Source organism: Embleya sp. NBC_00896 (genome assembly GCF_045207785.1).
Classification (GTDB): Bacteria; Actinomycetota; Actinomycetes; order Streptomycetales; family Streptomycetaceae; genus Embleya.
On the sequence record NZ_CP108776.1, the window covers coordinates 2063464 to 2085280 of the forward strand.

Below are 21817 nucleotides of genomic sequence, written 5' to 3' on the forward strand. Positions count from 1 at the left end.
TCGCGGCGTTACGGCGGTTTCCATGATCATCGGAGTGTCCGAACGGCGGGGCGAGGCCGAACCGGCACGCCCCGGCGCGTATGTCGCACCCCTGCCGCTCGCGCCCGGTAGCGTCCTTCCCGTGAACGGCTTGCGAATCCTGCCGGAGGTCGCGGACGCGCTCGCCGCGGGCCGCCCGGTGGTCGCGCTGGAGAGCACGATCATCGCGCACGGTCTTCCGCGCCCGGACAATCTGCGGGTCGCGCGCGAGATCGAGGGGCGCGTGCGCGCGGCGGGCGCGGTCCCGGCGACGATCGCGGTGGTCCACGGGCGTCCGTCGATCGGGCTCGATCCCGAGACGCTCGAGTTCGTGGCCACGTCCGAGGACGTGATCAAGGCGGGGATGCGCGATCTCGCGCTGGTCACCGCCCGCGGCGGGCACGCCGCGACGACCGTGGGCGCGACCGCGCACCTCGCGTACCAGGCCGGCATCCGGGTGTTCGCGACCGGCGGCCTCGGCGGCGTGCACCGCGAGGCCAGGGAGAGCTGGGACGAGTCGGCCGACCTGGTCGCGCTGACCCGCTGCGGGCTGACCGTGGTGTGTTCGGGGGTCAAGTCGATCCTGGACGTGGGCGCGACGCTGGAGCGGCTGGAGTCGCTCAACGTCGCCGTGATGGGCTTCGGGACGAACGCGTTTCCGGGCTTCTACCTCGCCGATTCGGGCCATCGGCTGGAGTGGCGGGTCGATACCGCCGACGAGGTGGCCGACGTGGTGCGCGCGCACGAGACCCTCGGACTGGGCAGGCACGCGCTGGTGGTCGCCAATCCGGTACCGGCCGCCGACCAGCTGGATCCGGTACTGCACGATCGCGTGCTGGGCCAGGCACTCAAGGCCCTGGAGACGAGCGGAGTGCGAGGCAAGGCGGTGACCCCGTTCCTCCTGGACTTCTTCCACCGAGAAACCGCCGGCGCCAGCCTCACCGCGAACATCGCCCTGATCCTCACCAACGCAGACCTGGCAGCCCGAATCGCCCGATCCCTGACCACCACCTGACCCCCTCCCCCAACATCCCAACCCACCAAGCCCTTCCAGCCCGTCCGGCGCTTGAGGACAACGGCACGGGGCCAACCCCAACCCACCAAGCCCGTCCGGCGTTTGAGGACAACGGCACCAGGCCAACCTCTGCCCGCCAAGCCCCTTCCAGCCCGTCCGGCGTTTGAGGACAACGGCACCAGGCCAACCCCAGCCCGTCCGGCGCTTGAGGACACCCCAACCCAACCCGCCGCCCGGCCTACCGCACCGCCCAACAATCCCGCGCCTTCGGCAAATACCGCACGAGCCGCGCAGCCCCCCGCACCGCCTCCCGCATGGACGCGTACTCGGCCACCCCCATCCCCGCGATGTCGAACGCCGTGCCGTGGTCCACCGACGTCCGCAGGATCGGCAGCCCGACGGTGACCGAGATCGTGCCGTCGAAGTCGAACGTCTTCGCGGCGATGTGCCCTTGATCGTGAAAGTGCGACAGCACCCCCGCGTACCGCCCCCGCAGCCCCTGATGGAACACCGCGTCGGCGGGGATCGGCCCGACCACGTCGAGCCCTCGCGCCCGCGCCCGCTCGACCGCCGGGGCCAGGATCTCGATCTCCTCGTCCCCGAACGCGCCGCCCTCACCACCGTGCGGGTTGACCGCCGCGACCGCGAGCATCGGGGCGTCGTCGTCGCCGAACACGCGCAGCGCGTCGTAGGCGGCCAGGATCGCCGCGTCCACCCGCTCCGGCGTGATCAGGTCCAACGCCTTGCGCAGCGACGCGTGCCGCGTGGTGAAGAAGATCTTCAGGCCGCCGACCACGAACATCGTGTCGGGGTGCGCGGCGCCGGTGAGTTCGCCGAGCAGTTCGGTGTGGCCGAGCTGCTCGGTACCGGCCGCCCAGATCGACTCCTTGTTGATCGGGGCGGTCGCGATCGCGTCGACCATGCCGGTCTCGGCGGCGCGCACCGCGAGCCGGATCGCGGCGAGCGCGGCGGCGCCGGCGGGCGCACCGACCCGCCCCCACGGCATCGCGTCGGCGATGTCCTCGTCGGTGACGGTCGCGGTGTCCAGGATGTCGACGACCGCGGGGTCCGGGTCCGGAGGTGTCTCGCGCGAGTCGATCGCACGCACCGTCAGGTCGAACCCGCAGGCCCGGGCACCCCGCCGCAGGGCCGCCGCGTCGCCGACCGCGACGCACCGGACGATCCCGGGCAGGCCCGGGTCCACCAGCGTGCGCGCGACGATCTCAGGGCCGATCCCGGCCGGGTCCCCCAGGGTGAGGGCCACCACGGGCAGCGGATTCGTAGCGTCGTCCATCGTCATTCTCCCTAGGGCTTGTCTTCGATCCCGCGTCGGGCTCCGCGGCGTCCGGTGCCGCGCATCGGCGCGCCGGGGAAGCAGTGGTTCTATTCGGGCGGTTCACCGGGGCGGCGAGGTGAGCGCAGCGAGGAGCCCGAAGGGCGGATGCCGGGCGTCGCGGTGCTCGGCGTGGGATTGAAGACAGGCCCTGGTGCCGTCGGCAAGCCGCCTGGACGGGTCGAGCTCATCCGCAGGTGCAGCGCGCACGCGACGGCCGCGTCGGCGTCCCCGACCAGGCCGCCCTTCGCGGCGAACGGCAGCCCGTCGTGCGGTCCGCCGACGAGTCGACCGGCCACCACGAGCGGCTGCACCTCGGTCTCCACCGCGAGCCCGTCCGCACCGAGCGCGGTGCACACCGCCCCCGCGATGTCCCCGCCCGTCGCGTACACGCCCGCGAACGGGCGGGCGGTCAGCGCGCGTTTGACCGCTTCGCCGAGCAGCACCGGCAGGCGTGCGGCGATCAGCGGATCGATCCGGTCGGGAGGGCGGGTGCGGATCCCGGCCAGCGGCGGGCCGGTGCGGGCGAGCGCGACCAGGTCGGCCGCGACCCGGACCGGATCGGGCTCGTCGCCGACGTCGAGCCAGCGCGCGCCGAGTCGCCGTTCGGTCTCGGCGAGCTGCTCACGGGTGAGCCGGCTCAGGCTGCCGGCGACGCCGAGCACGGGGCAGCCGGTGGGGACCGTGCCGAGCGCGGTGGCCAGGGCCGCGCCGAACGGCCCGGGGTCCACCGGCAGCCAGCGCGGTTCGCCCCCGAGCGCACAGGACGCGGCGGCCACCGCGAGCGCCTCGACGTCGGCGTCGGTGACCGCGTCGCACACCAGCACGTGCGCGGCGGGGTCGCTCAGCGCGCGGGCGAGCCCCGCGGCACCGCCGCGCACCACGTCGAGGGGAATGTGCGCGATGGTCCGGTCGATCGCGTCGAACGCCGCGATCACGCACGAGGACTTCACCGGGCTGAACGGGTCGCGCGCGACCTCGCTGTCCGCGATCGGGACGCCGTGCACGTGGTGGATGCCGCCCTCGGTGGTCCGGCCGGCCTCGGGGTGCGCCGGGACGACCAACGCCCGTACGGGCGGCCCCGGTCGGGCGTCGAGCACGTGCAGCAGCGCGGCGGTCTCGGCGCCCGGGTTGCCGCGCAGCGTGCTGTCCACCCGCTTGGCCACCAACGGCGCGTCCGGGAAGACCGACGCGCCCGCGACCACGCGGCGCGCGGCCTGTACTCCGGGCAGGTGACGGGTCGCCAGATCCAGCACGAGGACGTCCGGGGCGCTGGGGCACGGCCTGGGCGGCCCGCCCGTGACGAGGGTGCGCATCCCGCGCCGGGCGAAGCGCACCGCGGTGGCGTTGGCGCCCGTGAGGTCGTCCGCGAGGACCAGCACACGGGGGCCCGATCGCCCCGGACTGTCTGTCAATTACCGCCCCGAATGTCAGATCAAGATCATCTTTGTGCGCTTCTTTCCATGTCCCGGGGAGTCTTGCGGGCGGGCGCCGCGACGGTCAACGTGCACGGGCCGGTGCCGGTCGTTGACCGCTCGATCGGGTGATGCGAGGGTGCGTTCCTGCCCCAACGGCGCGGTGCTGCGCTACGGCGGGCACCGAACGACAGACGGAGGATTCGGCGATGACGACGGGTGCGACCGAGGCTTTCCGCGCTGCGCGCGACTTCCTGCTCGAACATCGCGAGGACCAATCCACCGCGTGCCGGGACTTCCCGCGTCCCGATCCGACCGAATTCAACTGGGCGCTCGACTGGTTCGACGTGATCGCGCGCGGCAACGACGCCACCGCGCTGTGGATCGTGGCCGAGGACGGCACCGACACCGAGGTCTCCTTCGACGAGATGGCGAAGCGATCGGATCGGGTCGCGGGCTGGCTGCGCGCCCGAGGCGTGCGGCGCGGCGAGCGGGTCCTGTTGGTGCTCGGCAACCGGGTCGAACTGTGGGAGGCGATGCTCGCCGCGATGAAGCTCGGCGCGGTGATCATCCCGGCCACCACGATGCTCGCGCCCGCCGATCTGACCGACCGCGTCACGCGCGGCGACGTCGCGCACGTGATCGCCGAGTCGGAGGTGACGGCGGGCTTCGCCGACGTCCCGGGGGCGTGGACGCGGATCGCGGTGGGCGAACCGGTCGAGGGGTGGCTGCGGTTCGCCGACGCGCACGACTCGACGGATCCGTTCACCCCCGACGGGCCCACCGCCGCGACCGACCCGCTGCTGCTCTACTTCACCTCCGGGACCACCGCGCAGCCCAAGCTCGTGGGACACACCCAGGTGAGTTACCCGATCGGGCACCTGTCGACGATGTACTGGCTGGGCCTGCGCCCCGGCGACGTACACCTGAACATCTCGTCGCCCGGGTGGGCCAAGCACGCGTGGAGCAACTTCTTCGCGCCCTGGAACGCCGGGGCCACGATCCTGATCGTGCGTCAGGACCGGTTCGCGGCCCGGCCGTTGCTGGACACGATGGTGCGCTGCGGCGCGACCTCGTTCTGCGCGCCGCCGACCGTGTGGCGGATGCTCGTCCAGGAGGACCTGGCGTCCTGGCGGACCGCGCTGCGCGAGGTGATCGGCGCGGGCGAACCGCTCAACCCGGAGGTCATCGAGCGGGTCCGGGCCGCGTGGGGGCTCACCATCCGGGACGGCTTCGGGCAGACCGAGACCACCGCGCAGATCGGCAACGCGCCGGGCCAGGAGGTCCGTCCGGGTTCGATGGGCCGCCCGCTGCCGGGCTACACGGTGGCCCTGGTCGACCCGACCTCCGGCGAGGTGGTCACCGGCGCGGGCGCCGAGGGCGAGATCTGCCTCGAACTCGCCGCGCGGCCGCTGGGTCTGATGACGGGTTACCTCGACGACGCGGAGCGCACGGCCGAGGCGATGCGTGACGGTTTCTACCACACGGGGGATGTCGGGACCCGGGACGCGGACGGCTACATCACCTACGTGGGCCGGTCCGACGACGTGTTCAAGGCGTCCGACTACCGGATCTCGCCGTTCGAGTTGGAGAGCGTGCTGATCGAGCACGACGCGGTCGCGGAGGCCGCCGTGGTGCCGTCGCCGGATCCCGTGCGGCTCGCGGTGCCGAAGGCGTACGTCGTGCTCGCGCCCGGCCACGAACCCACCCGCGAGACGGCGCTCGCGATCCTGCGACACGCGCGCACGGTGCTCTCGCCCTACAAGCGGGTCCGCCGGATCGAGTTCGCGGAGCTGCCGAAGACCATCTCCGGCAAGATCCGCCGGGTCGAACTGCGCGGTCGCGAACGCGCGGCGCACGACGGCGACCTCGCCGCGCGGGGCGCGCTGGAGTGGTTCGAGGAGGACTTCCCCGAGCTCAAGGGGAACTGACCCGGGGACCGGGTCCGGTCCGGGGGCCGGTGCGTACCGGCCCCCGGAGTCGGGTCAGAGCTTGCCGGCGACGGCCTTGGCGACCGCGATGTGCGTCGCGCGCGACAGGTCCTTCTGCGCGGGCGACAGCGACACGTGCACCTCGACGATCAGTTCCTTGCTCGTGTGCGGCTTGGCGAAGTAGACGTCCGGCGTGCCGGGCGCCGGGTACGTGCCGGCGGGGATGTACACCGTCGGGAAGGCGCCGAGATCGGTGATCTTCTGGCCGAACTTCGCGTCCTTGTTCCTGGCCACGATGGTGTCGGGGGTGTCCTGGAGCTTGCTGCTGTGCGTGAAGTACTGCACGGTCAGCAGCGAGGCGTCACCCGGCCCGTAGTAGCGGCAGGTGTGCAGTGCGCCGTCGTTCTTGGTGCGCTCGACCTCGGCCCCGAGCGCGACCTTGAGCTCGGCGGGCGTGAGCAGGGAGCAGAAGTCCTTGCCGCTCACGTCCGCGCCGCCGGGTTGGGCCGAGCCCGGCGCCCCCGTGGGCCGGCTGTCCTTGCCCCCGCCGGTGGGCTGCGCGCCCCCGGACGCGCCCGGCACCTGGGAGGCGGTGGCCGCCGGGTCGTTCTTCTTCTTGTCGTCGCCGTCGGCCTTGTCCTTGGCCTTGTCGACCAGGCCGCATCCGGTCGACAGCGCGATGACGGAGGCGGCGATCAGTAGACCCGGAACGGCGGGCTTGCGCAGATACAACGTGGTTCTCCATCCCCGTGGTGCGACCGGGCGCCTCCACCCCCGTGGATGCGTGACGGATCGTCACGATGGCGCCCGTCGCTCGATGTTGCCGGTGCGTGTCGGTCGGCAGAGCGAGGCTAATGCACGGAATCGATCACCGCTGAGGTGTGGCGGGGGCGGTACGGTGGCGACCGTGACGATTACGTCGAGTGACCACGACAGGCTCATCCGCAGGGCCACTCTCGCCTGGGCCGGAGCGCGCGCCGTGCTGGGTGTGGTGGCGCTGACCGACCCGCCGAGGGTGTCCCGGCCGTGGATCGGCGACGACGCGGACGGCACGGGCGGGCGCGTGTTCGCCCGGGCGCTCGGCGGGCGCGACCTCGCGCTCGGGGTCGGCGCCCTGTACGCGGCGGCGCGCGGCGAGGGGATCCGCGCCTGGGCCCTCGCGTCGGCCGGGGCCGATGTCGGCGACGCGGTGATCACGTGCGCGCACTGGGATGAACTCCCGCGTGGGCGACGCGCCTTCATCGCCGCCCTGGCCGGCGCCTCGGCCGTCGCCGGCGCGACGTTGGCGATCGCCGCACCGTCCTCAAGCGCCGGACGGGCTCGACCACCAAGCCCGGCCTCCGGCCGAGTCGGCCTCAAACGCCGGCCGGGCTGATCCCACCAACGCCGGCCCACTCAAAGCACAAGCCAACCTCAACCCACCCGGCGCAACCCCATCCCGACCGGCGCAACTCCAGCCCGGCCGGCGTTTGAGGCCACCCCAACCCGACCGACGCACAACCCCAGCCCAGCCGGCGCAACCCCCAGCCCGGCCGGCGTTTGAGGCCAACTCAGCCCGGCCGGCGTTTGAGGCCGACCGGGCGTAGCCCGGCTAGGCCGCGATCTCGCTCGCCAAGCGTCGCTTGTGCCACAGCGCGATGGCTTCCAGGAACACCCCGGAGACCACCGCGATGCCGACCGCGGTCCACGGCATCCGTACACCGACCAGCTTGAGTTCGAAGAAGTCCTGCAACCACGGCACGGCCAACACCGTCGCGAACCCGGCGCCCATGACCAGCACCAGCCCGATCCGCCACCACGTGTACGGCCGCGCGATGATCGCCAGCACCCACAACCCGACCAGGAACAGCGTCAGCGTCGCGATCGAGGTCTCCGCCGTGCGGGTCGCGTCGGTCGCGCCGTAGTGCGAGCGGGCCAACAGGTACGCGGTGAAGGTCGCGATCCCGGCGACGAAACCGGACGGGCCCGAGTACCGGACCACGCGCTTGACGAAGCCCGGCCGGGCCCGCTCCTTGTTCGGCGCGAGCGCGAGGAAGAACGCCGGCGTGCCGATGGTGAACCACGCCAGCAGCGTCAGGTGCCGCGGCAGGAACGGGTACGGCACGTTCGCGAACACGACCAGGATCGCCAGCAGCACGGAGTAGGCGGTCTTGGTCAGGAACAGGTTCGAGACCCGCTCGATGTTGCCGATCACCCGGCGGCCCTCGCCGACCACCGACGGCAGCGTCGCGAAGCTGTTGTCGAGCAGCACGATCTGCGCGACGCCCTTGGTCGCCTCGCTGCCCGAACCCATCGACACACCGATGTCGGCGTCCTTGAGCGCGAGCACGTCGTTGACGCCGTCGCCGGTCATCGCGACGTTGTGTCCGCGCGACTGGAGGGCGGCCACCATGTCCCGCTTCTGCTGCGGGGTGACCCGGCCGAAGACCGTGTTGGCCTCCAGGACGTCCGCGAGCGCGTCCTGATCGGTCGGCAGCGTACGGGCGTCCACCGGGTGGTCGGCGCCCTTGATGCCGAGCTTGGCGGCCACCGCGCCCACCGAGACCGCGTTGTCGCCGGAGATCACCTTGGCCGCGACGCCCTGATCGGCGAAGTAGTCCAGGGTCGCCCCCGCGTCGTGCCGCAGCCGCTGTTCGAGCACCACCAGCGCGGCCGGGGTCACCTCGGCTCCCTCGGGCCCGCCGACCAGCGAGTCGACCGTCTCCGGCAGCGCCTTGTCGGTGCGCACCAGCAGGAGCACGCGCAGGCCCTGCGCGCCGAGCCGCTCGGCGTCGGCGAGCAGGTCGGCGTGTTCGGCGGGCGCCACCAGCACCTCGGGCGCGCCGATCAGCCACGTGGCGCGTGCGCCCGACTCCTCGAAGGTCGCGCCGCTGTACTTGCGCGCCGACGAGAACGGCACGCTCTCGACGGTGGTCCAGCCGTCCGTCGCCGGGCACTCGTCGATGATCGCGGCCAGGCTCGCGTTCGGCCGGGGCTCGGTGGTGCCCAGCGCGCCGAGCGCGTGCCGGACCGGCAGGTCGGCGGCCAGCTCGCGGACCTCGGCGACGTTCATGCCGCCCTCGGTGAGGGTGCCGGTCTTGTCCAGGCAGACCACGTTCACCCGGGCCAGGCCCTCGATCGCCGGCAACTCCTGGACCAGGCACTGCTTGCGGCCGAGCCGGACCACGCCGACCGCGAACGCGAGCGAGGTCAGCAGCACCAGGCCCTCGGGGACCATCGGCACGATGCCCGCGATCATCCGCGTGACGGCCTCGCGCCAGGTGGTGTCCTCCAGTTGGTACTGGCTGATGATCAGCGCGATCGACGCGGGGAACAGGACCCACGTGACGTACTTGAGGATCGTGCTGATGCCGTTGCGCAGCTCGGACGCCACCAGCGTGAACTTGCTGGCCTCCTCGATCAGCTGCGCGGCGTACGCCTCGCGGCCCACCCGGGTCGCGGTGAACGCGCCGTTGCCGGCGACCACGAAGCTGCCGGACATCACCGGGTCGCCGGGGCGCTTGATGACGGGATCGGCCTCGCCGGTGAGCAGCGACTCGTCGATCTCCAGGTTGTCGGCCTCGACCACGACGCCGTCGACCGACGCCTTGTCGCCGGCGCCCAGTTCGATCACGTCGTCGAGCACGATCTCCGACGGGGACAGCGCCACGGCCCGCCCGTCGCGCCGCACCACCGGCTTGGACTCGCCGATCACCGCGAGGCGGTCCAGGGTGCGCTTGGCGCGCATCTCCTGAATGATGCCGATGCCGGTGTTGGCGATGATCACGAAGCCGAACAGGCCGTCCTTGACCGACCCGACGGACAGGATGATCAGCCACAGCACGCCGATCACGGCGTTGAACCGGGTGAAGACGTTCGCCTTGACGATCTCGGCCGTCGAGCGACTCGACCGCACGGGGACGTCGTTGACCGCCCCTCGAGCGACCCGTTCCGCGACATCCGCGGCGGTCAGTCCGGTGCCGAGGGGCACGGTGGTGTCGCGCTCCTTCCCATCGGGTCGATCGACCGACGGGATGGCTGTCGTCTCTCCGGGCCCGGCGCCCGGCAACGGCTGAGTCATGGGTCTACCGTAAGTGGCCGGGGGAACCGGGGTTGGCGGCGGGCCGACCGTTCGGGTCCGCCCGCCGCCGGGTTCGGCTATTCGACGACCGTGACGGGTCCCAATTCGAGTGCTTCCAGGGGCTCACGGATCTTGTCCGCGTCCCCCACCAGGACCACCACGAGGCGCTCGGGGTCGAACGCGGCGACCGCCGCCTCGGACGCGTCCTTGGTCGCGACGGCCGCGAGCCGCAGGTAGAGCTCCGGCAGGTAGCCGTCCGGGAGCCGCTCGGCGGCCATGTCCGCGAGCGAGTCGCACACCGCGCGCGGCGTCACGTACTTGAGCGGCGCGACCCCCACAATGCTCTGCACCGCCGCGTCCCGCTCGGTGTCGGCGAGGCCCTCCGCGGCCAGCGTGCGCAGCACCGTGACCATGTCCTCGACGGCCGGGCCGGTGACGTCGGTCTCGACCGAGCCGTGGATGGCCAGCAGCGAACCCTCGGGCAGCGACTGGTTCACCGCCCGCACGCCGTACGTGTAGCCCTTCTCCTCGCGCAACACGCGGTCCAGGCGCGAGGTGAGCGTGCCGCCCAGGCAGTACGTGCCGATCGTGAGCGCGGGCCACGAGGCGTCCTCGCGGCCCGGGCCGACCCGGCCCACGAGCAGCTGCGACTGCACGCTGCCCGCCCGGTGCACGATCACCACGCGCGCGTGGTCGTCGGCGACCACGGGGCCCGGCCGCGAGGGCTCGGCGGTGGTCGCGCTCCACGCCCCGATCGTGCGCTCCAGCACGTCGCCGACGTCGATGCCGGCGAAGTCGCCGACCACGACCAGGGTCGCGGTCTGCGGGCGCACATGCGCGGTGAAGAACTCCCACACGGCGGCGCGGTCGATCCGCGCGACGCTCTCGGCGGTGCCGGCGCGCGGCCGCGACAACCGGACCGCGGCGTCGAACAGGGTCGCGTTCAGCGCGAACGCCGCCCGCCGCGGCGGGCTCGCCATCTCGTGCACGATCTCGTCGAGCCGCTGCCGCACGAGCCGGTCCACCTCGTCCGCCGGGAAGGCGGGCGCCCGCACCGCGTCCGCGAGCAGCCCCAGGGCCCGCTCCAGGCGCGAAACCGGCACGTCGAGCGCGACCCGCACACCCGGGTGGTCGGCGTCGGTGTCGATCGTCGCGCCGCACCGCTCCAGCTCGGCCGCGAACTCCTCGGCGCCCATCTTGTCGGTGCCCTCGGTGAGCGAGCGCGCCATGATCGTCGCGACGCCCTCGGACTCCGTCGGCTCGGCGGCCAGCGGCGAGTCGAGGACGAGTTCGACGGCCACGACCTTCTGCCCGGGCCGGTCCACGCGCAGCACCGACAGGCCGTTGCCGAGCACGCTGCGCTCGGGGCTCGGGAAGGTCCACTCGCGGGCCGGTCCCGCACCGGGGCGGGGGTGGAACACCATCTCGCTGGTCTGGGTCACGCGACCTGCTCCTCGTTCTCGTCCGCGTCGTCGTCGGTCGGTTCGTACACGAGCACCGCGCGGTTCTCGGGCACCAGGCGCTCGGCGGCGACCGCCCGCACCTCCTCCGCCGTGATCTCCAGGAGCCGGTCGAGCGCGGTGAACGCGAGGTTCGGGTCACCGAACAGCGTTGCGTAGCGGCACAGTTCGTCGGCCCGACCGCCGACCGTGGCCATCGTGTCGAGATAGGCGCGCTCCAACTGGGCCTGCGCGCGTTCGAGTTCGGCCGCGGTGGGACCCTCCTGCGCGAACCGCGCGAACTCCTCCGCCAGCGCCGCGTCGATCGCCTCGACCGCGCCCGAGCCGGACGCCTTGACGTCGAGCATCGCCACCGAGGCGGTGCCCGCGAGGCGCATCAGGCCGACCCCGGCGTAGATGGCCACCTCGTCGTGCCGCACGAGCCGGGTGTTCAGCCGCGAGCTCTCGCCCTCGCCGAGCACGGTCAACGCGATGTCGGCGGCCTCCGCCTCGCGCGTGCCGTCGGCCGGCATCCGGTAGGCGGCCATCAGCGCGGCGGACGGGACGTCCTCGCGGACGAGGTCGCGCACTTCGGTGCCGATCACGGGCGGCAGCGCGCCGTCCGCGGGCGCGGGCTTGCCGTCGTGCGCGGGGATCGTGCCGAAGTACTTCTCGACCCACGCGAGCGTCTGCTCGGGGTCGATGTCGCCGACGACCGAGAGCACCGCGTTGTTCGGCGCGTAGTAGGTCCGGAAGAACGCCCGGCAGTCCTCGAGGGAGGTCGCGTCCAGGTCGGCCATCGAGCCGATCGGCATGTGGTGGTACGGGTGGCCCTCGGGGAAGGCCATCGCGACCAGCCGCTCCCACGCGGTGCCGTAGGGCACGTTGTCGTAGCGCTGGCGGCGCTCGTTCTTGACCACGTCGCGCTGGTTGTCCAGGCTCTCCTCGGTCAGCGCCGCGAGCAGCCCGCCCATCCGGTCCGCTTCCAGCCACAGGGCCAGTTCGACCTGGTGCGCGGGCATCGTCTCGAAGTAGTTCGTGCGCTCGAAACTCGTGGTGCCGTTGAGCGAACCGCCCGCGGACTGCACGAACTCGAAGTGCTCGTTGCCGTGCACGTTCGCCGAGCCCTGGAACATCAGGTGTTCGAAGAGATGCGCGAGCCCGGTGCGCCCGGGTCGTTCGTGCCGCGAGCCCACGTCGTACCAGAGGCAGACGGCGGCCACGGGGTCGACGTGGTCCTCCGAGAGCACCACGCGGAGCCCGTTGCCGAGGGTGTGCGTGGTCGCGGTGAACGCCAACGATGCAGTCGCCGGTCCTGCCATATGCCCAACCGTCCTCTCCTGGAGGGTGACCGCCGCGACGGCGGCCACCCTCACCCTAACGACGGGACGGGTCCGATCGACTCCCCGTCGCCGGGCTGTTCGCGGTGGGCGAAGCGCGGCCGGACCGCTACTGCTCGTAGCCCTCGACCTCGCCCACCGGACGCGTCGCGGCCTTCGCCGGATCCCCGCCGGCGTCGCGCAGCGCCTGACGCTGCCTCAGCAGGTCCCAGCACTGGTCGAGTTCGGCCTCGACCTCGGCGAGCCGGCCGTGTTCCTCCGCGTCGGAGATCACGCCTTGCGCAAGTTGGTCGCGCAAGGCACGCTCCTGCTCGACCATGTCGGTGATGCGTTCGCGGATCTGCTTGTCGTCCATCGCCGGGACCTCTTCTCGTTCCTGTTCGGATGGCGGCCGCAGCCGCGTCACAACCGTGGGCCAAAGGGCTGTCCTTCCCTCCTCGCACAGCCCTCAAGCACGGTGTCACCCGGGTCGATGCACTCACTTGTCGCACCGGCGCGCCACAATGGGCACGCCGTGCGGGCCGTCCCCGGCCGCGCCGCCCTCGGGCGGACACGGGAGACACGGCCCGGCGCCGGCCCGAAGAAGCAAAGGAGCAACGCCGCGCATGGCCCGCCGTAGTACGAAAACTTCCGGTCCGCAGCCACCGGACGACTTCGAGGAACGCATCCTCGACATCGATGTCGTCGACGAGATGCAGGGCTCCTTCCTGGAGTACGCCTACTCGGTCATCTACTCGCGGGCACTGCCGGACGCCCGCGACGGGCTCAAGCCCGTGCACCGCCGCATCCTCTACCAAGCCGCCGAGATGGGCCTGCGCCCCGACCGCGGCTACGTCAAGTGCGCCCGCGTCGTGGGCGAGGTGATGGGCAAGCTGCACCCGCACGGTGACGGCCCCATCTACGACACCCTCGTGCGCATGGCGCAGCCGTTCTCGATGCGCCTGCCGTTGATCGACGGCCACGGGAACTTCGGCTCGCTCGGCGGCGACGACCCGCCCGCCGCGATGCGGTACACCGAGTCCCGGCTGTCCTCGGCCGCGATGCTCATGGTCGACTCGATCGACGAGGACGTCGTCGACTTCGGCCCCAACTACGACGGCCAGGAACAGGAACCGGGCGTCCTGCCCGCCGCGTTCCCGAACCTGCTCGTCAACGGCGCGTCCGGGATCGCGGTCGGCATGGCCACCAACATGCCGCCGCACAACCTGGTCGAGGTCGTCGCCGCCGCACGCCACCTGATCCGGCACCCGTCGGCGACCCTCGAAGACCTGATGCGCCACATCCCCGGCCCCGACCTGCCCACCGGCGGTCGGGTCGTGGGGCTGGGCGGCGTGCGCGACGCGTACGAGAAGGGGCGCGGGACGTTCAAGATCCGCGCGACCGCGTCGATCGAGTCGGTCACCCCGCGCCGCAAGGGCATCGTCGTCACCGAGCTGCCCTACAACGTGGGCCCGGAGCGGGTGATCGCCAAGATCAAGGAGCTCGTGCAGTCCAAGAAGGTCCAGGGCATCGCGGACCTCAAGGACCTCACCGACCGCTCGCACGGTCTGCGCCTGGTCATCGAGATCAAGAACGGCTTCAACCCCGAGGCGATCCTCCAGCAGCTCTACAAGCTGACGCCGATGGAGGAGACCTTCGGCATCAACAACGTCGCGCTGGTCGACGGCCAGCCGCTCACGCTGGGCCTGAAGGAACTGCTCCAGGTCTACGTCGACCACCGCTTCGAGGTCGTCCGCCGGCGCAGCGAGTACCGCCGCCGCAAGCGCCAGGAGCGCCTGCACCTGGTCGACGGCCTGCTCGTCGCGCTGATCGACATCGACCGCGTGATCGAGCTGATCCGCTCCAGCGACAACTCGGCGCAGGCCAAGGAACGTCTCATGGAGACGTTCTCGCTGTCCGACATCCAGGCGTCGTACATCCTGGACACCCCGCTGCGCCGGCTCACCCGGTTCGACCGGATCGAGCTGGAGGCCGAGCAGGAGCGGCTGCGCGCCGAGATCGCCGAGCTGACCCTGATCCTGGAGGACGACAAGCTCCTGCGGAAGGTCGTCTCGGACGAGATGGCCGCGGTGTCGAAGAAGTACGGCACCCCGCGCCGCACGGTGCTCCTGGAATCCGCGGACGTGCCGGCCGCGGCGGTTCCGCTGCAGGTCACCGACGCGCCGTGCACCGTGCTGCTGTCCTCGACGGGTCTGATCGCGCGCACCTCCACCGGTGGCCCGGTACCGCCCGAGGGGGCCAGATCCAAGCACGACCTGGTGGTGTCCTCGGTCGCGGCGACCGTGCGCGGCGAGATCGGCGCGGTCACCAGCACCGGACGGCTGTTGCGGATAAACGTCGTCGACCTGCCGTCGTTGCCGGAGACCGCGACCGCGCCCAACCTCGCGGGCGGCGCGCCGCTGTCGGAGTTCGTCTCGTTGGCGGCGGACGAGCGGCTGCTGTGCCTGACCACGCTGTCCGCCGACTCCCCCGGGCTCGCGCTCGGCACCGCGCAGGGGGTGGTCAAGCGGGTCGTGCCGGACTATCCGGCGAACAAGGACGACCTGGAGGTGATCGCGCTGCGCGACGGCGACTCCATCGTGGGCGCCGTCGAGTTGCGCACCGGCGAGGAGGACCTCGTCTTCGTCACCGACGACGCGCAGCTGCTGCGCTTCCAGGCCTCGATGGTCCGGCCGCAGGGCCGCCCGGCCGGCGGCATGGCCGGCATCAAGCTCGGCACGAACCAGTCCGTCCTGTCGTTCACCGCGGTGGACCCGGGCGCGGAGGCGGTCGTGGTCACGGTCGCGGCCTACAGCGGCGACGCGCTGTTCGGCGCGGAGCACGGCACCTGCAAGGTCACCCCGTTCGCCGAGTACCCGCGCAAGGGGCGCGCCACCGGCGGCGTGCGCTGCCAGCGCTTCCTCAAGGGTGAGACCACGCTGCGCCTGGCCTGGGCGGGCGTCGCGCCAGCCCGCGCCTCGAACGCCAAGGGGCAGCCGGTCGAGTTGCCCGAGCTCGACCCGCGCCGGGACGGCTCCGGCGCGCCGCTGACGAAGCAGGTCGACGTGATCGGCGGCCCGCCGGGCACCGTCTGAGCCGATCGGTCGTGCCGAGGTCCCCGCGGCGTCCCTCGCCGCGGGGACCTCGGCCCTTTTCGGGGATCTCGGTACGACCGCTCGGGCGCTCAGCGCGCCGCGAACTCCTCCAGGAGCTCGATCGAGCGCGTGTACTTGCGCCGCAACCGCACCTGCGTCCTGGCGTCGAGCTGGCCGAGTCGGGCCTCGGACCGGTTGTCCGCTATGTCGGCCCGCTTGACCACGAGCGCGATCGAGTCCGCCGCCGCTCGGGCCATGCTCGCCTCCAGCGGTTCACCGGGCAGTTTCGAGAGCGCGATCACCGCGTCCACGACCCGCTCCGGCACACCCGCGGCGCGCAGGTCGTCCGCGCCCACCGATGTGTCCTCGATCACGTCGTGCAGCACCGCCGCCATCTGCGCGTAGGTCCCGTCGACGTTCTGCATCACCCGCAGCGGGTGCGTGATGTACGGATGCCCACCCTTGTCCAATTGACCGTCGTGTGCGGCCCTGGCGAGCGCCACCGCGTCGTCCAACGTGAAGCCGGCTATCGCCGCACTCCCGTCGGGCCGTCCCTGGGGCATGGTCGCCTCCCATCGTTACCGTGTGCAACAACCGTACCGGGATCATGCCTACCGGGCGCCCGGACGGGGCCTGGCCGGTCGAACGCCAGGTGAAAGCTATACGGTGCACAGTCGTGGAAACCTGCGTCTTTCTCTCGCACGAACTGGCCGAGCCGTTGGCCGGCACCGCACCGACCACACGCGGCTGGCTGCTCGTCGAGCACCCCGGCCCGTGGGCCGCGAAGGCCGTCGCGGACAGTCGCGGGCTGGACGAGGGAGTCGGCCGGGAGCTGGACCGGCGGGCCGCCAAGGCGGGTTTCCGGACCGCCCTGATCCGCCGCCCCGACGACTCGGCGACCACCCCCGGCGGCGCCCGCGCGGTCTACCTGGCCTGGACCGAACCCGGTGCGACCTGGCTGCGCCGGCTCGACGTGCGGGCCGCCGACGACCTCCTGGAGCTGGACCTCGCCGCGCTCGCGGGTCCGACCGAGCCCGCGTTCGGCGATCCGGCCGCCGGCCCGCTCGTCCTGGTCTGCACGAACGGCAAGCGCGACCGCTGCTGCGCGATCGAGGGCCGCCCGCTGGCCGGCGCGCTCGCCGCGACCTTCCCGGGGGTCACCTGGGAGGCCACGCACCTGGGCGGGCACCGTTTCGCCCCGACCGCCGTCGTGCTCCCCCAGGGGTACCTGTACGGCCGCCTCGACCCCTCTGCGGCGCACGCCGTGGTCGCCGCCGCGCGAGTCGGCGAGATGGTCCCGCAATGGTGTCGCGGTCGGGCCACCTACTCGCGCGCCGGGCAGGCCGCCGAGCTCGCGGTCCGCGCGGAGTGCGGCGACCGCCGCGCCGACGCGCTGTCGGTGTACGACGAGCGCGCCGAGGACGACGGCGGCTGGACCGTCCGGGTCGACCACATCGACGGCCGCACCTGGATGGTCGCGGTGGACGCGCACCAGGAGGCCCCCGCCCGGCCGGAGAGCTGCGGCAAGGACGAGGGCCTCCCGACGAGCATGCGCGCCCGCCTGCTGTCGCACCGTCAGTAGGCGCCGGCTCCGGTCAGCGACCGGACCTCCATCTCCGCGTACTTCTCGGCGTCGGCCTGCTCGTTCGAGCGCACCGTGCCGATCCACCCGCACAGGAAACCGATCGGGATCGACACGATCCCGGGGTTCTCCAACGGGAACCAGTGGAAGTCGACCCCGGGCACCAGCGGGGTCGGGCCGCCGGAGACGACCGGCGAGAACAGCACCAGCACGAGCGCGGACCCGAGCCCGCCATAGATCGCCCACACCGTGCCGTTGGTGTTGAAGCGCCGCCAGAACAGCGTGTATAGCAGCGTCGGCAGGTTCGCCGACGCGGCCACCGCGAACGCGAGCGCGACCAGGAAGGCGACGTTGAGCTTCTGTGCGGACAGGCTGAGCCCGATCGCGATCCCGCCGATCACGATCGCCGAGAGCCGGGCCGCGCGGATCTCGCTCTTCTCGTCGGTGGCCTCCTTGCGGATCACGTTCGTGTACAGGTCGTGCGCGAACGACGCCGAGGACGCCAGGGTGAGCCCGGCGACCACCGCGAGGATGGTCGCGAACGCGACCGCCGCGATCACCGCGAGCAGCACGACACCACCGAGCGTGTTCGGACCACCGCCGAGCTCCTCCGCGAGCAGCGGCAGCGCGGTGTTCCCGGCCGCGTTGGACTTGCGGATGCGATCCGAACCCAGCACCGCCGCGGCCCCGAACCCGAGCACGATCGTGAGCAGGTAGAACGTGCCGATCAGCCCGATGGCCCACATCACCGAGTGCCGCGCGGCCCGCGCGGTCGGCACGGTGTAGAAGCGCACCAGGATGTGCGGCAGCCCCGCGGTGCCCAGCACGAGCGCGATCGCGAGGGAGATGAAGTCGAGCCGGCTGGTCAGGTTCTTGCCGTACTTCAGCCCCGGTTCGAGGAACTTCTGTCCGTGCCCGCTGGTGTTGGCGGCGGTGTCGAGCAGCTCGTTGAGGTTGAAGTGGAAGCGCACCAGGACGAGCACGGCCATCAGGATCGCGCCGCCGAGCAGCAGTACGGCCTTGACGATCTGGATCCAGGTGGTGCCCTTCATCCCGCCGAACGTCACGTAGACCACCATGAGCGCGCCCACGCCGACGATCGTCCACGTCTGCGCCGAGCCGCCGCTGTCCCCGAGCAACAGCGCGACCAGCGTGCCCGCGCCGACCATCTGCGCGATCAGGTAGAAGATCGAGACGACGATCGTCGCGCTGCCCGCCGCGGTCCGCACCGGCTTGCGGCTCATCCGGAACGCGACCACGTCGGCCATCGTGAACCGCCCGCAGTTGCGCACGAGTTCGGCCACGAGCATGAGCACGACCAACCACGCGACCAGGAAGCCGATCGAGTACAGGAAGCCGTCGTAGCCGACCAGCGAGATCAACCCGGCGATGCCGAGGAAGGACGCCGCCGACATGTAGTCGCCGGCGATCGCGAGGCCGTTCTGCGCGGCCGAGAACTCGCGCCCGCCGGCGTAGAAGTCGTTCGTCGTACGGTTGTTCCGGCTCGCCCAGACCGTGATCCCGAGGGTGATCACCACGAAGCCCACGAACAGCAGCCCGGTCAGGCCGCGGTGACCGCCGGTCGCCGCGAGGTACGCGCCGTTCACCGGAACATCTCCTGGGTTTCCCAACGCAGGTTGAGCGCGGCCCGGTCGCGCTTGCTCCGGGCGTTGCGCGCGTACAGCCACGTGATCAGGAACGTGCTCACGAACTGGAGCAGCCCGAACGCGAGCGCGACGTTGAACACGCCGAGGAGCTGCCGCGCCATGAACGCGCGCGCGAACGTCGAGGCGAACACGTAGAGCAGGTACCACGCGAGGAACGTGAGCGACATCGGGAAGACGAAGTCGCGGTAGCGGCGCCGAATCTCCTGGAACTCGGGGCTCTCCTGCACCCGGAGATAGATCGCCGCGCGCGAATCCGGCTCCGGGTCGCCGAACGGCACACCCTGGGTGAGTGTGGGTCGGTACGAACTGGTCGTCACCGTAGGTCTCCTAGTAGATCGCCGAACCTCGCGGTTCCGCCCCACCCCGAACGTCGGATACAGACGTTCGACGGGACCGGTGTTCAGGATGGTCAGCGGGTGCGGTCCGCACGGCCGGGTTCTGCGCGATTCACCAATTCGGATGAATCGCCGCCAAAGCCGCGCGCCTGGCTCCGCTATGCATCATGGGAACGCCCGGCCCAACGAGGGGCCGAGCGCCGGCGATACGGGACGCGCGCGGGTCACACGCGGATGAGTGACATTCGTCCGTCTATCGCAGATATACCGACTGTTTGGCAGAGATGTCCGAATGGTCAAAAACCATCGGGCCCGAAAGGACGAATCCCTTCGGGCCCGATGTGGGTGCGGGTGCCGCGGACGCCGCTCGGCGCGCCGCTTCGCGGATCAGGCGTCGATGCGCGACCGGTCGAGCAGCGACGCCGAGTTGGTGATGAACTCCTTGCGCGGCGCGACCTCGTTGCCCATCAACAGGTCGAACACACGCTCGGCCGCCTCCAGGTCGCCGAGGTTGATCCGGCGCAGCGTGCGGTGTCGCGGGTCGACCGTGGTCTCCGCGAGCTGGTCCGCGTCCATCTCGCCCAGGCCCTTGTACCGCTGGACCGGGTCCTTCCAGAGGATGCCCTTGCGCTGGTACTCGAGCAGCGTGCGCTTCAGCTCGGCGTCCGAGTACGTGTAGACGTACTTGTCCTGGCCCTTCTTGGGCCGGGACAGCTCGATCCGGTGCAGCGGCGGCACCGCCGCGAACACCCGACCCTCCTGGACCATCGGGCGCATGTAGCGCTGGAAGAGGGTCAGCAGCAGGCATCGGATGTGCGAGCCGTCGACGTCGGCGTCCGCCATGAAGATGATCTTGCCGTAGCGGGCCTGGTCGATGTCGAACGTACGCCCCGAGCCCGCGCCTATCACCTGGATGATGGCGGCGCACTCGGCGTTCTTGAGCATGTCCGAGACGGACGCCTTCTGGACGTTCAGGATCTTGCCGCGGATCGGCAGCAGGGCCTGGAACTCCGAGTTGCGCGCGAGCTTGGCCGTACCCAGGGCCGAGTCGCCCTCGACGATGAACAGCTCGCTGCGCTCGACGTCGTCGCTGCGGCAGTCGGCCAGCTTGGCCGGCAGCGCCGAGGTCTCCAGCGCCGTCTTTCGTCGCTGGGCCTCCTTGTGCTGCCGCGCGGCGATCCGGGTGCGGGCCGCCGAGACGACCTTCTCCAGGACGGCGCGCGACTGCGCCTTGTGGTCGCGCGCGGTCGAGGTCAGGAACGCCTTGAGCTCCTTGGCCACCACGTTCTGCACGATCCGCGCGGCGGCCGAGGTGCCCAGGACCTCCTTGGTCTGGCCCTCGAACTGCGGCTCGGCCAGACGCACGGTCACGACGGCGGTCAGGCCCTCGGTCGCGTCGTCCTTGGTGATGTCGTCCTCGGCGACGCGCAGCAGCTTGCTCGAACGCAGCACGTCGTTGACCGTGCGCCGGAGCGCCTGGTCGAACCCGGCGACGTGGGTGCCGCCCTTGGGCGTGGCGATGATGTTGACGAAGGAACGCAGGGTCGAGTCGTAACCGGTACCCCAACGCAGCGCGACGTCGACGCCCAGCTCGCGCTGGACCTCGGTCGGCACCATGTGCCCCTGCTCGTCGAGCACGGGCACGGTCTCCTTGAACAGGCCCGACCCGGTGAAGCGCAGAACGTCGCAGAGCGCGCGGTCCGGAGCGAGGTATTCACAGAACTCGCTGATGCCGCCGGAGTAGTGAAAGACCTGTTCGTCGACTTCGCCCGGATTCGCACCATTGCGCTCATCGCGAACAACAATCGTGAGCCCGGGCACCAGGAAGGCGGTCTGGCGGGCCCTGGAGTGCAGCGACTCGAGGTCGAGCGCGGCGTCCTTGAGGAAGATCTGCCGGTCCGCCCAGTAGCGGACCCGGGTGCCGGCCTTGGCCTTGGAGATCTTCTTGATCCTGCGGAGGCCGTTGCCGGCGCTGAAGGGCGCGTCGGCACCGAGCGCGGCGAACTCGCCGGGCACCCCGCGGCGGAACGAGATGGCGTGGGTGTGGCCACTGCGGTCCACCTCGACGTCGAGTCGGGCGGACAGCGCGTTGACCACGGAGGCGCCGACGCCGTGCAGGCCGCCGGACGCGGCGTACGAACCGCCGCCGAACTTGCCGCCGGCGTGCAGTTTGGTCATGACGACTTCGACACCGGACAAGCCGGTCTTGGGCTCCACGTCGACGGGAATGCCACGACCGTTGTCCCGAACCTCAACCGAGCCGTCGGCGTGCAGGATCACCACGATCCGGTCGCCGAAGCCCCCGAGGGCCTCGTCCACCGAGTTGTCGATGATCTCCCACAGACAGTGCATCAGGCCCCGACTGTCGGTGGAGCCGATGTACATGCCGGGCCGCTTGCGGACCGCGTCAAGACCCTCGAGGACGAGGAGATGCCGCGCGGTGTAGTTCGAGTGGTCGGGCTCGCCCGCCAGGAGCGCGGTGGACTGCGCAGTCGTCTGGGCGGTCACGCGGTGCAACTCCTCGCATGTAGTCGAGTAGTCGGATCGCCGCGTACGCGTCGATCCGTACGGCGCGTCCACGGTGGTTCGGACCCGAAAAAATGGGTCC

Annotated in this window: 16 protein-coding genes; 5 read left to right on the top strand and 11 right to left on the bottom strand. The window is 71.5% G+C overall.

Translation table 11 applies throughout. From position 1 onward, the window contains the following. Positions 1-22 precede the first annotated feature (22 nt). Positions 23-1033, top strand: coding sequence for a pseudouridine-5'-phosphate glycosidase (locus tag OG928_RS09240; protein WP_406281475.1), 1011 nt, complete (start codon positions 23-25; stop codon positions 1031-1033). A 238-nt stretch (positions 1034-1271) separates the two neighbouring features. Here the strand turns inward: OG928_RS09240 and pdxA are convergent, their stop codons facing one another. Both pdxA and OG928_RS09250 read right to left on the bottom strand, forming a co-directional pair. Further along, positions 1272-2327, bottom strand: coding sequence for a 4-hydroxythreonine-4-phosphate dehydrogenase PdxA (gene pdxA / locus OG928_RS09245; RefSeq protein ID WP_406281478.1), 1056 nt, complete (start codon positions 2325-2327; stop codon positions 1272-1274). An 89-nt stretch (positions 2328-2416) separates the two neighbouring features. Next, positions 2417-3748: a four-carbon acid sugar kinase family protein gene (locus OG928_RS09250; RefSeq protein ID WP_406281481.1), complete on the bottom strand. Its 1332-nt coding sequence runs from the start codon at positions 3746-3748 to the stop codon at positions 2417-2419. 242 nt (positions 3749-3990) lie between these two features. Here OG928_RS09250 and OG928_RS09255 point away from each other — a divergent pair, with 242 nt between their 5' ends. Beyond that, positions 3991-5712 carry an AMP-binding protein gene (locus OG928_RS09255; RefSeq protein WP_406281484.1) on the top strand — a complete coding sequence of 574 codons (1722 nt, stop codon included), beginning with the start codon at positions 3991-3993 and terminating at the stop codon, positions 5710-5712. Between the two features lie 54 nt (positions 5713-5766). Here the strand turns inward: OG928_RS09255 and OG928_RS09260 are convergent, their stop codons facing one another. Continuing rightward, positions 5767-6444, bottom strand: coding sequence for a hypothetical protein (locus OG928_RS09260; RefSeq protein ID WP_406281487.1), 678 nt, complete (start codon positions 6442-6444; stop codon positions 5767-5769). Positions 6445-6619: 175 nt separating this feature from the next. On the opposite strand from OG928_RS09260, the gene OG928_RS09265 reads away from it, so the two are divergent. Then, complete coding sequence (locus OG928_RS09265; RefSeq protein WP_406281490.1) at positions 6620-7087, top strand: hypothetical protein; 468 nt, start codon at positions 6620-6622, stop codon at positions 7085-7087. Between the two features lie 216 nt (positions 7088-7303). Here the strand turns inward: OG928_RS09265 and OG928_RS09270 are convergent, their stop codons facing one another. The 4 genes from OG928_RS09270 to OG928_RS09285 all read right to left on the bottom strand — a co-directional run bounded on the left by OG928_RS09270 (position 7304) and on the right by OG928_RS09285 (position 12906). After that, positions 7304-9772: an HAD-IC family P-type ATPase gene (locus OG928_RS09270; protein WP_406281493.1), complete on the bottom strand. Its 2469-nt coding sequence runs from the start codon at positions 9770-9772 to the stop codon at positions 7304-7306. A 77-nt stretch (positions 9773-9849) separates the two neighbouring features. Then, positions 9850-11214 carry a M16 family metallopeptidase gene (locus OG928_RS09275; protein ID WP_406281496.1) on the bottom strand — a complete coding sequence of 455 codons (1365 nt, stop codon included), beginning with the start codon at positions 11212-11214 and terminating at the stop codon, positions 9850-9852. After that, entirely contained in the window at positions 11211-12533 is a 1323-nt protein-coding gene (locus OG928_RS09280; RefSeq protein ID WP_406281498.1) for a M16 family metallopeptidase, read from the bottom strand. The genes OG928_RS09275 and OG928_RS09280 overlap by 4 nt, the downstream gene beginning before the upstream one ends. Before the next feature lie 127 nt (positions 12534-12660). Further along, on the bottom strand, positions 12661-12906 hold the full coding sequence (locus OG928_RS09285; protein WP_406281500.1) for a DUF2630 family protein: 246 nt from the start codon (positions 12904-12906) through the stop codon (positions 12661-12663). A 250-nt stretch (positions 12907-13156) separates the two neighbouring features. Between OG928_RS09285 and OG928_RS09290 the strand changes: the two genes are divergently transcribed. Continuing rightward, on the top strand, positions 13157-15625 hold the full coding sequence (locus tag OG928_RS09290; protein WP_406281503.1) for a DNA topoisomerase (ATP-hydrolyzing) subunit A: 2469 nt from the start codon (positions 13157-13159) through the stop codon (positions 15623-15625). 89 nt (positions 15626-15714) lie between these two features. Here the strand turns inward: OG928_RS09290 and OG928_RS09295 are convergent, their stop codons facing one another. After that, entirely contained in the window at positions 15715-16188 is a 474-nt protein-coding gene (locus tag OG928_RS09295) for a phosphohydrolase (RefSeq protein ID WP_406281506.1), read from the bottom strand. A 113-nt stretch (positions 16189-16301) separates the two neighbouring features. Here OG928_RS09295 and OG928_RS09300 point away from each other — a divergent pair, with 113 nt between their 5' ends. Beyond that, a complete protein-coding gene (locus OG928_RS09300) occupies positions 16302-17207 on the top strand; it encodes a sucrase ferredoxin (protein WP_406281509.1) in 906 nt (301 codons plus the stop codon). Here OG928_RS09300 and OG928_RS09305 read toward each other — a convergent pair. The 3 genes from OG928_RS09305 to OG928_RS09315 all read right to left on the bottom strand — a co-directional run bounded on the left by OG928_RS09305 (position 17201) and on the right by OG928_RS09315 (position 21717). After that, complete coding sequence (locus OG928_RS09305) at positions 17201-18814, bottom strand: cation acetate symporter (RefSeq protein ID WP_406281511.1); 1614 nt, start codon at positions 18812-18814, stop codon at positions 17201-17203. The two genes, OG928_RS09300 and OG928_RS09305, sit on opposite strands and share 7 nt — an antisense overlap. Next, complete coding sequence (locus tag OG928_RS09310; protein ID WP_406281514.1) at positions 18811-19191, bottom strand: DUF485 domain-containing protein; 381 nt, start codon at positions 19189-19191, stop codon at positions 18811-18813. Before OG928_RS09310 ends, OG928_RS09305 begins: the two co-directional genes overlap by 4 nt. Before the next feature lie 405 nt (positions 19192-19596). Continuing rightward, positions 19597-21717, bottom strand: coding sequence for a type IIA DNA topoisomerase subunit B (locus tag OG928_RS09315; protein WP_406281517.1), 2121 nt, complete (start codon positions 21715-21717; stop codon positions 19597-19599). Positions 21718-21817: the final 100 nt, after the last annotated feature.

What these genes read in the sequence shown, in the direction of transcription:
- OG928_RS09285 (WP_406281500.1), bottom strand. Translation starts at nt 12,906, where the DNA reads ATGGACGACAAGCAGATCCGCGAACGCATCACCGACATGGTCGAGCAG.
- OG928_RS09240 (WP_406281475.1), top strand. Translation starts at nt 23, where the DNA reads ATGATCATCGGAGTGTCCGAACGGCGGGGCGAGGCCGAACCGGCACGC.
- OG928_RS09270 (WP_406281493.1), bottom strand. Translation starts at nt 9,772, where the DNA reads ATGACTCAGCCGTTGCCGGGCGCCGGGCCCGGAGAGACGACAGCCATC.
- OG928_RS09295 (WP_406281506.1), bottom strand. Translation starts at nt 16,188, where the DNA reads ATGCCCCAGGGACGGCCCGACGGGAGTGCGGCGATAGCCGGCTTCACG.
- OG928_RS09255 (WP_406281484.1), top strand. Translation starts at nt 3,991, where the DNA reads ATGACGACGGGTGCGACCGAGGCTTTCCGCGCTGCGCGCGACTTCCTG.
- OG928_RS09290 (WP_406281503.1), top strand. Translation starts at nt 13,157, where the DNA reads ATGGCCCGCCGTAGTACGAAAACTTCCGGTCCGCAGCCACCGGACGAC.
- OG928_RS09280 (WP_406281498.1), bottom strand. Translation starts at nt 12,533, where the DNA reads ATGGCAGGACCGGCGACTGCATCGTTGGCGTTCACCGCGACCACGCAC.
- pdxA (WP_406281478.1), bottom strand. Translation starts at nt 2,327, where the DNA reads ATGGACGACGCTACGAATCCGCTGCCCGTGGTGGCCCTCACCCTGGGG.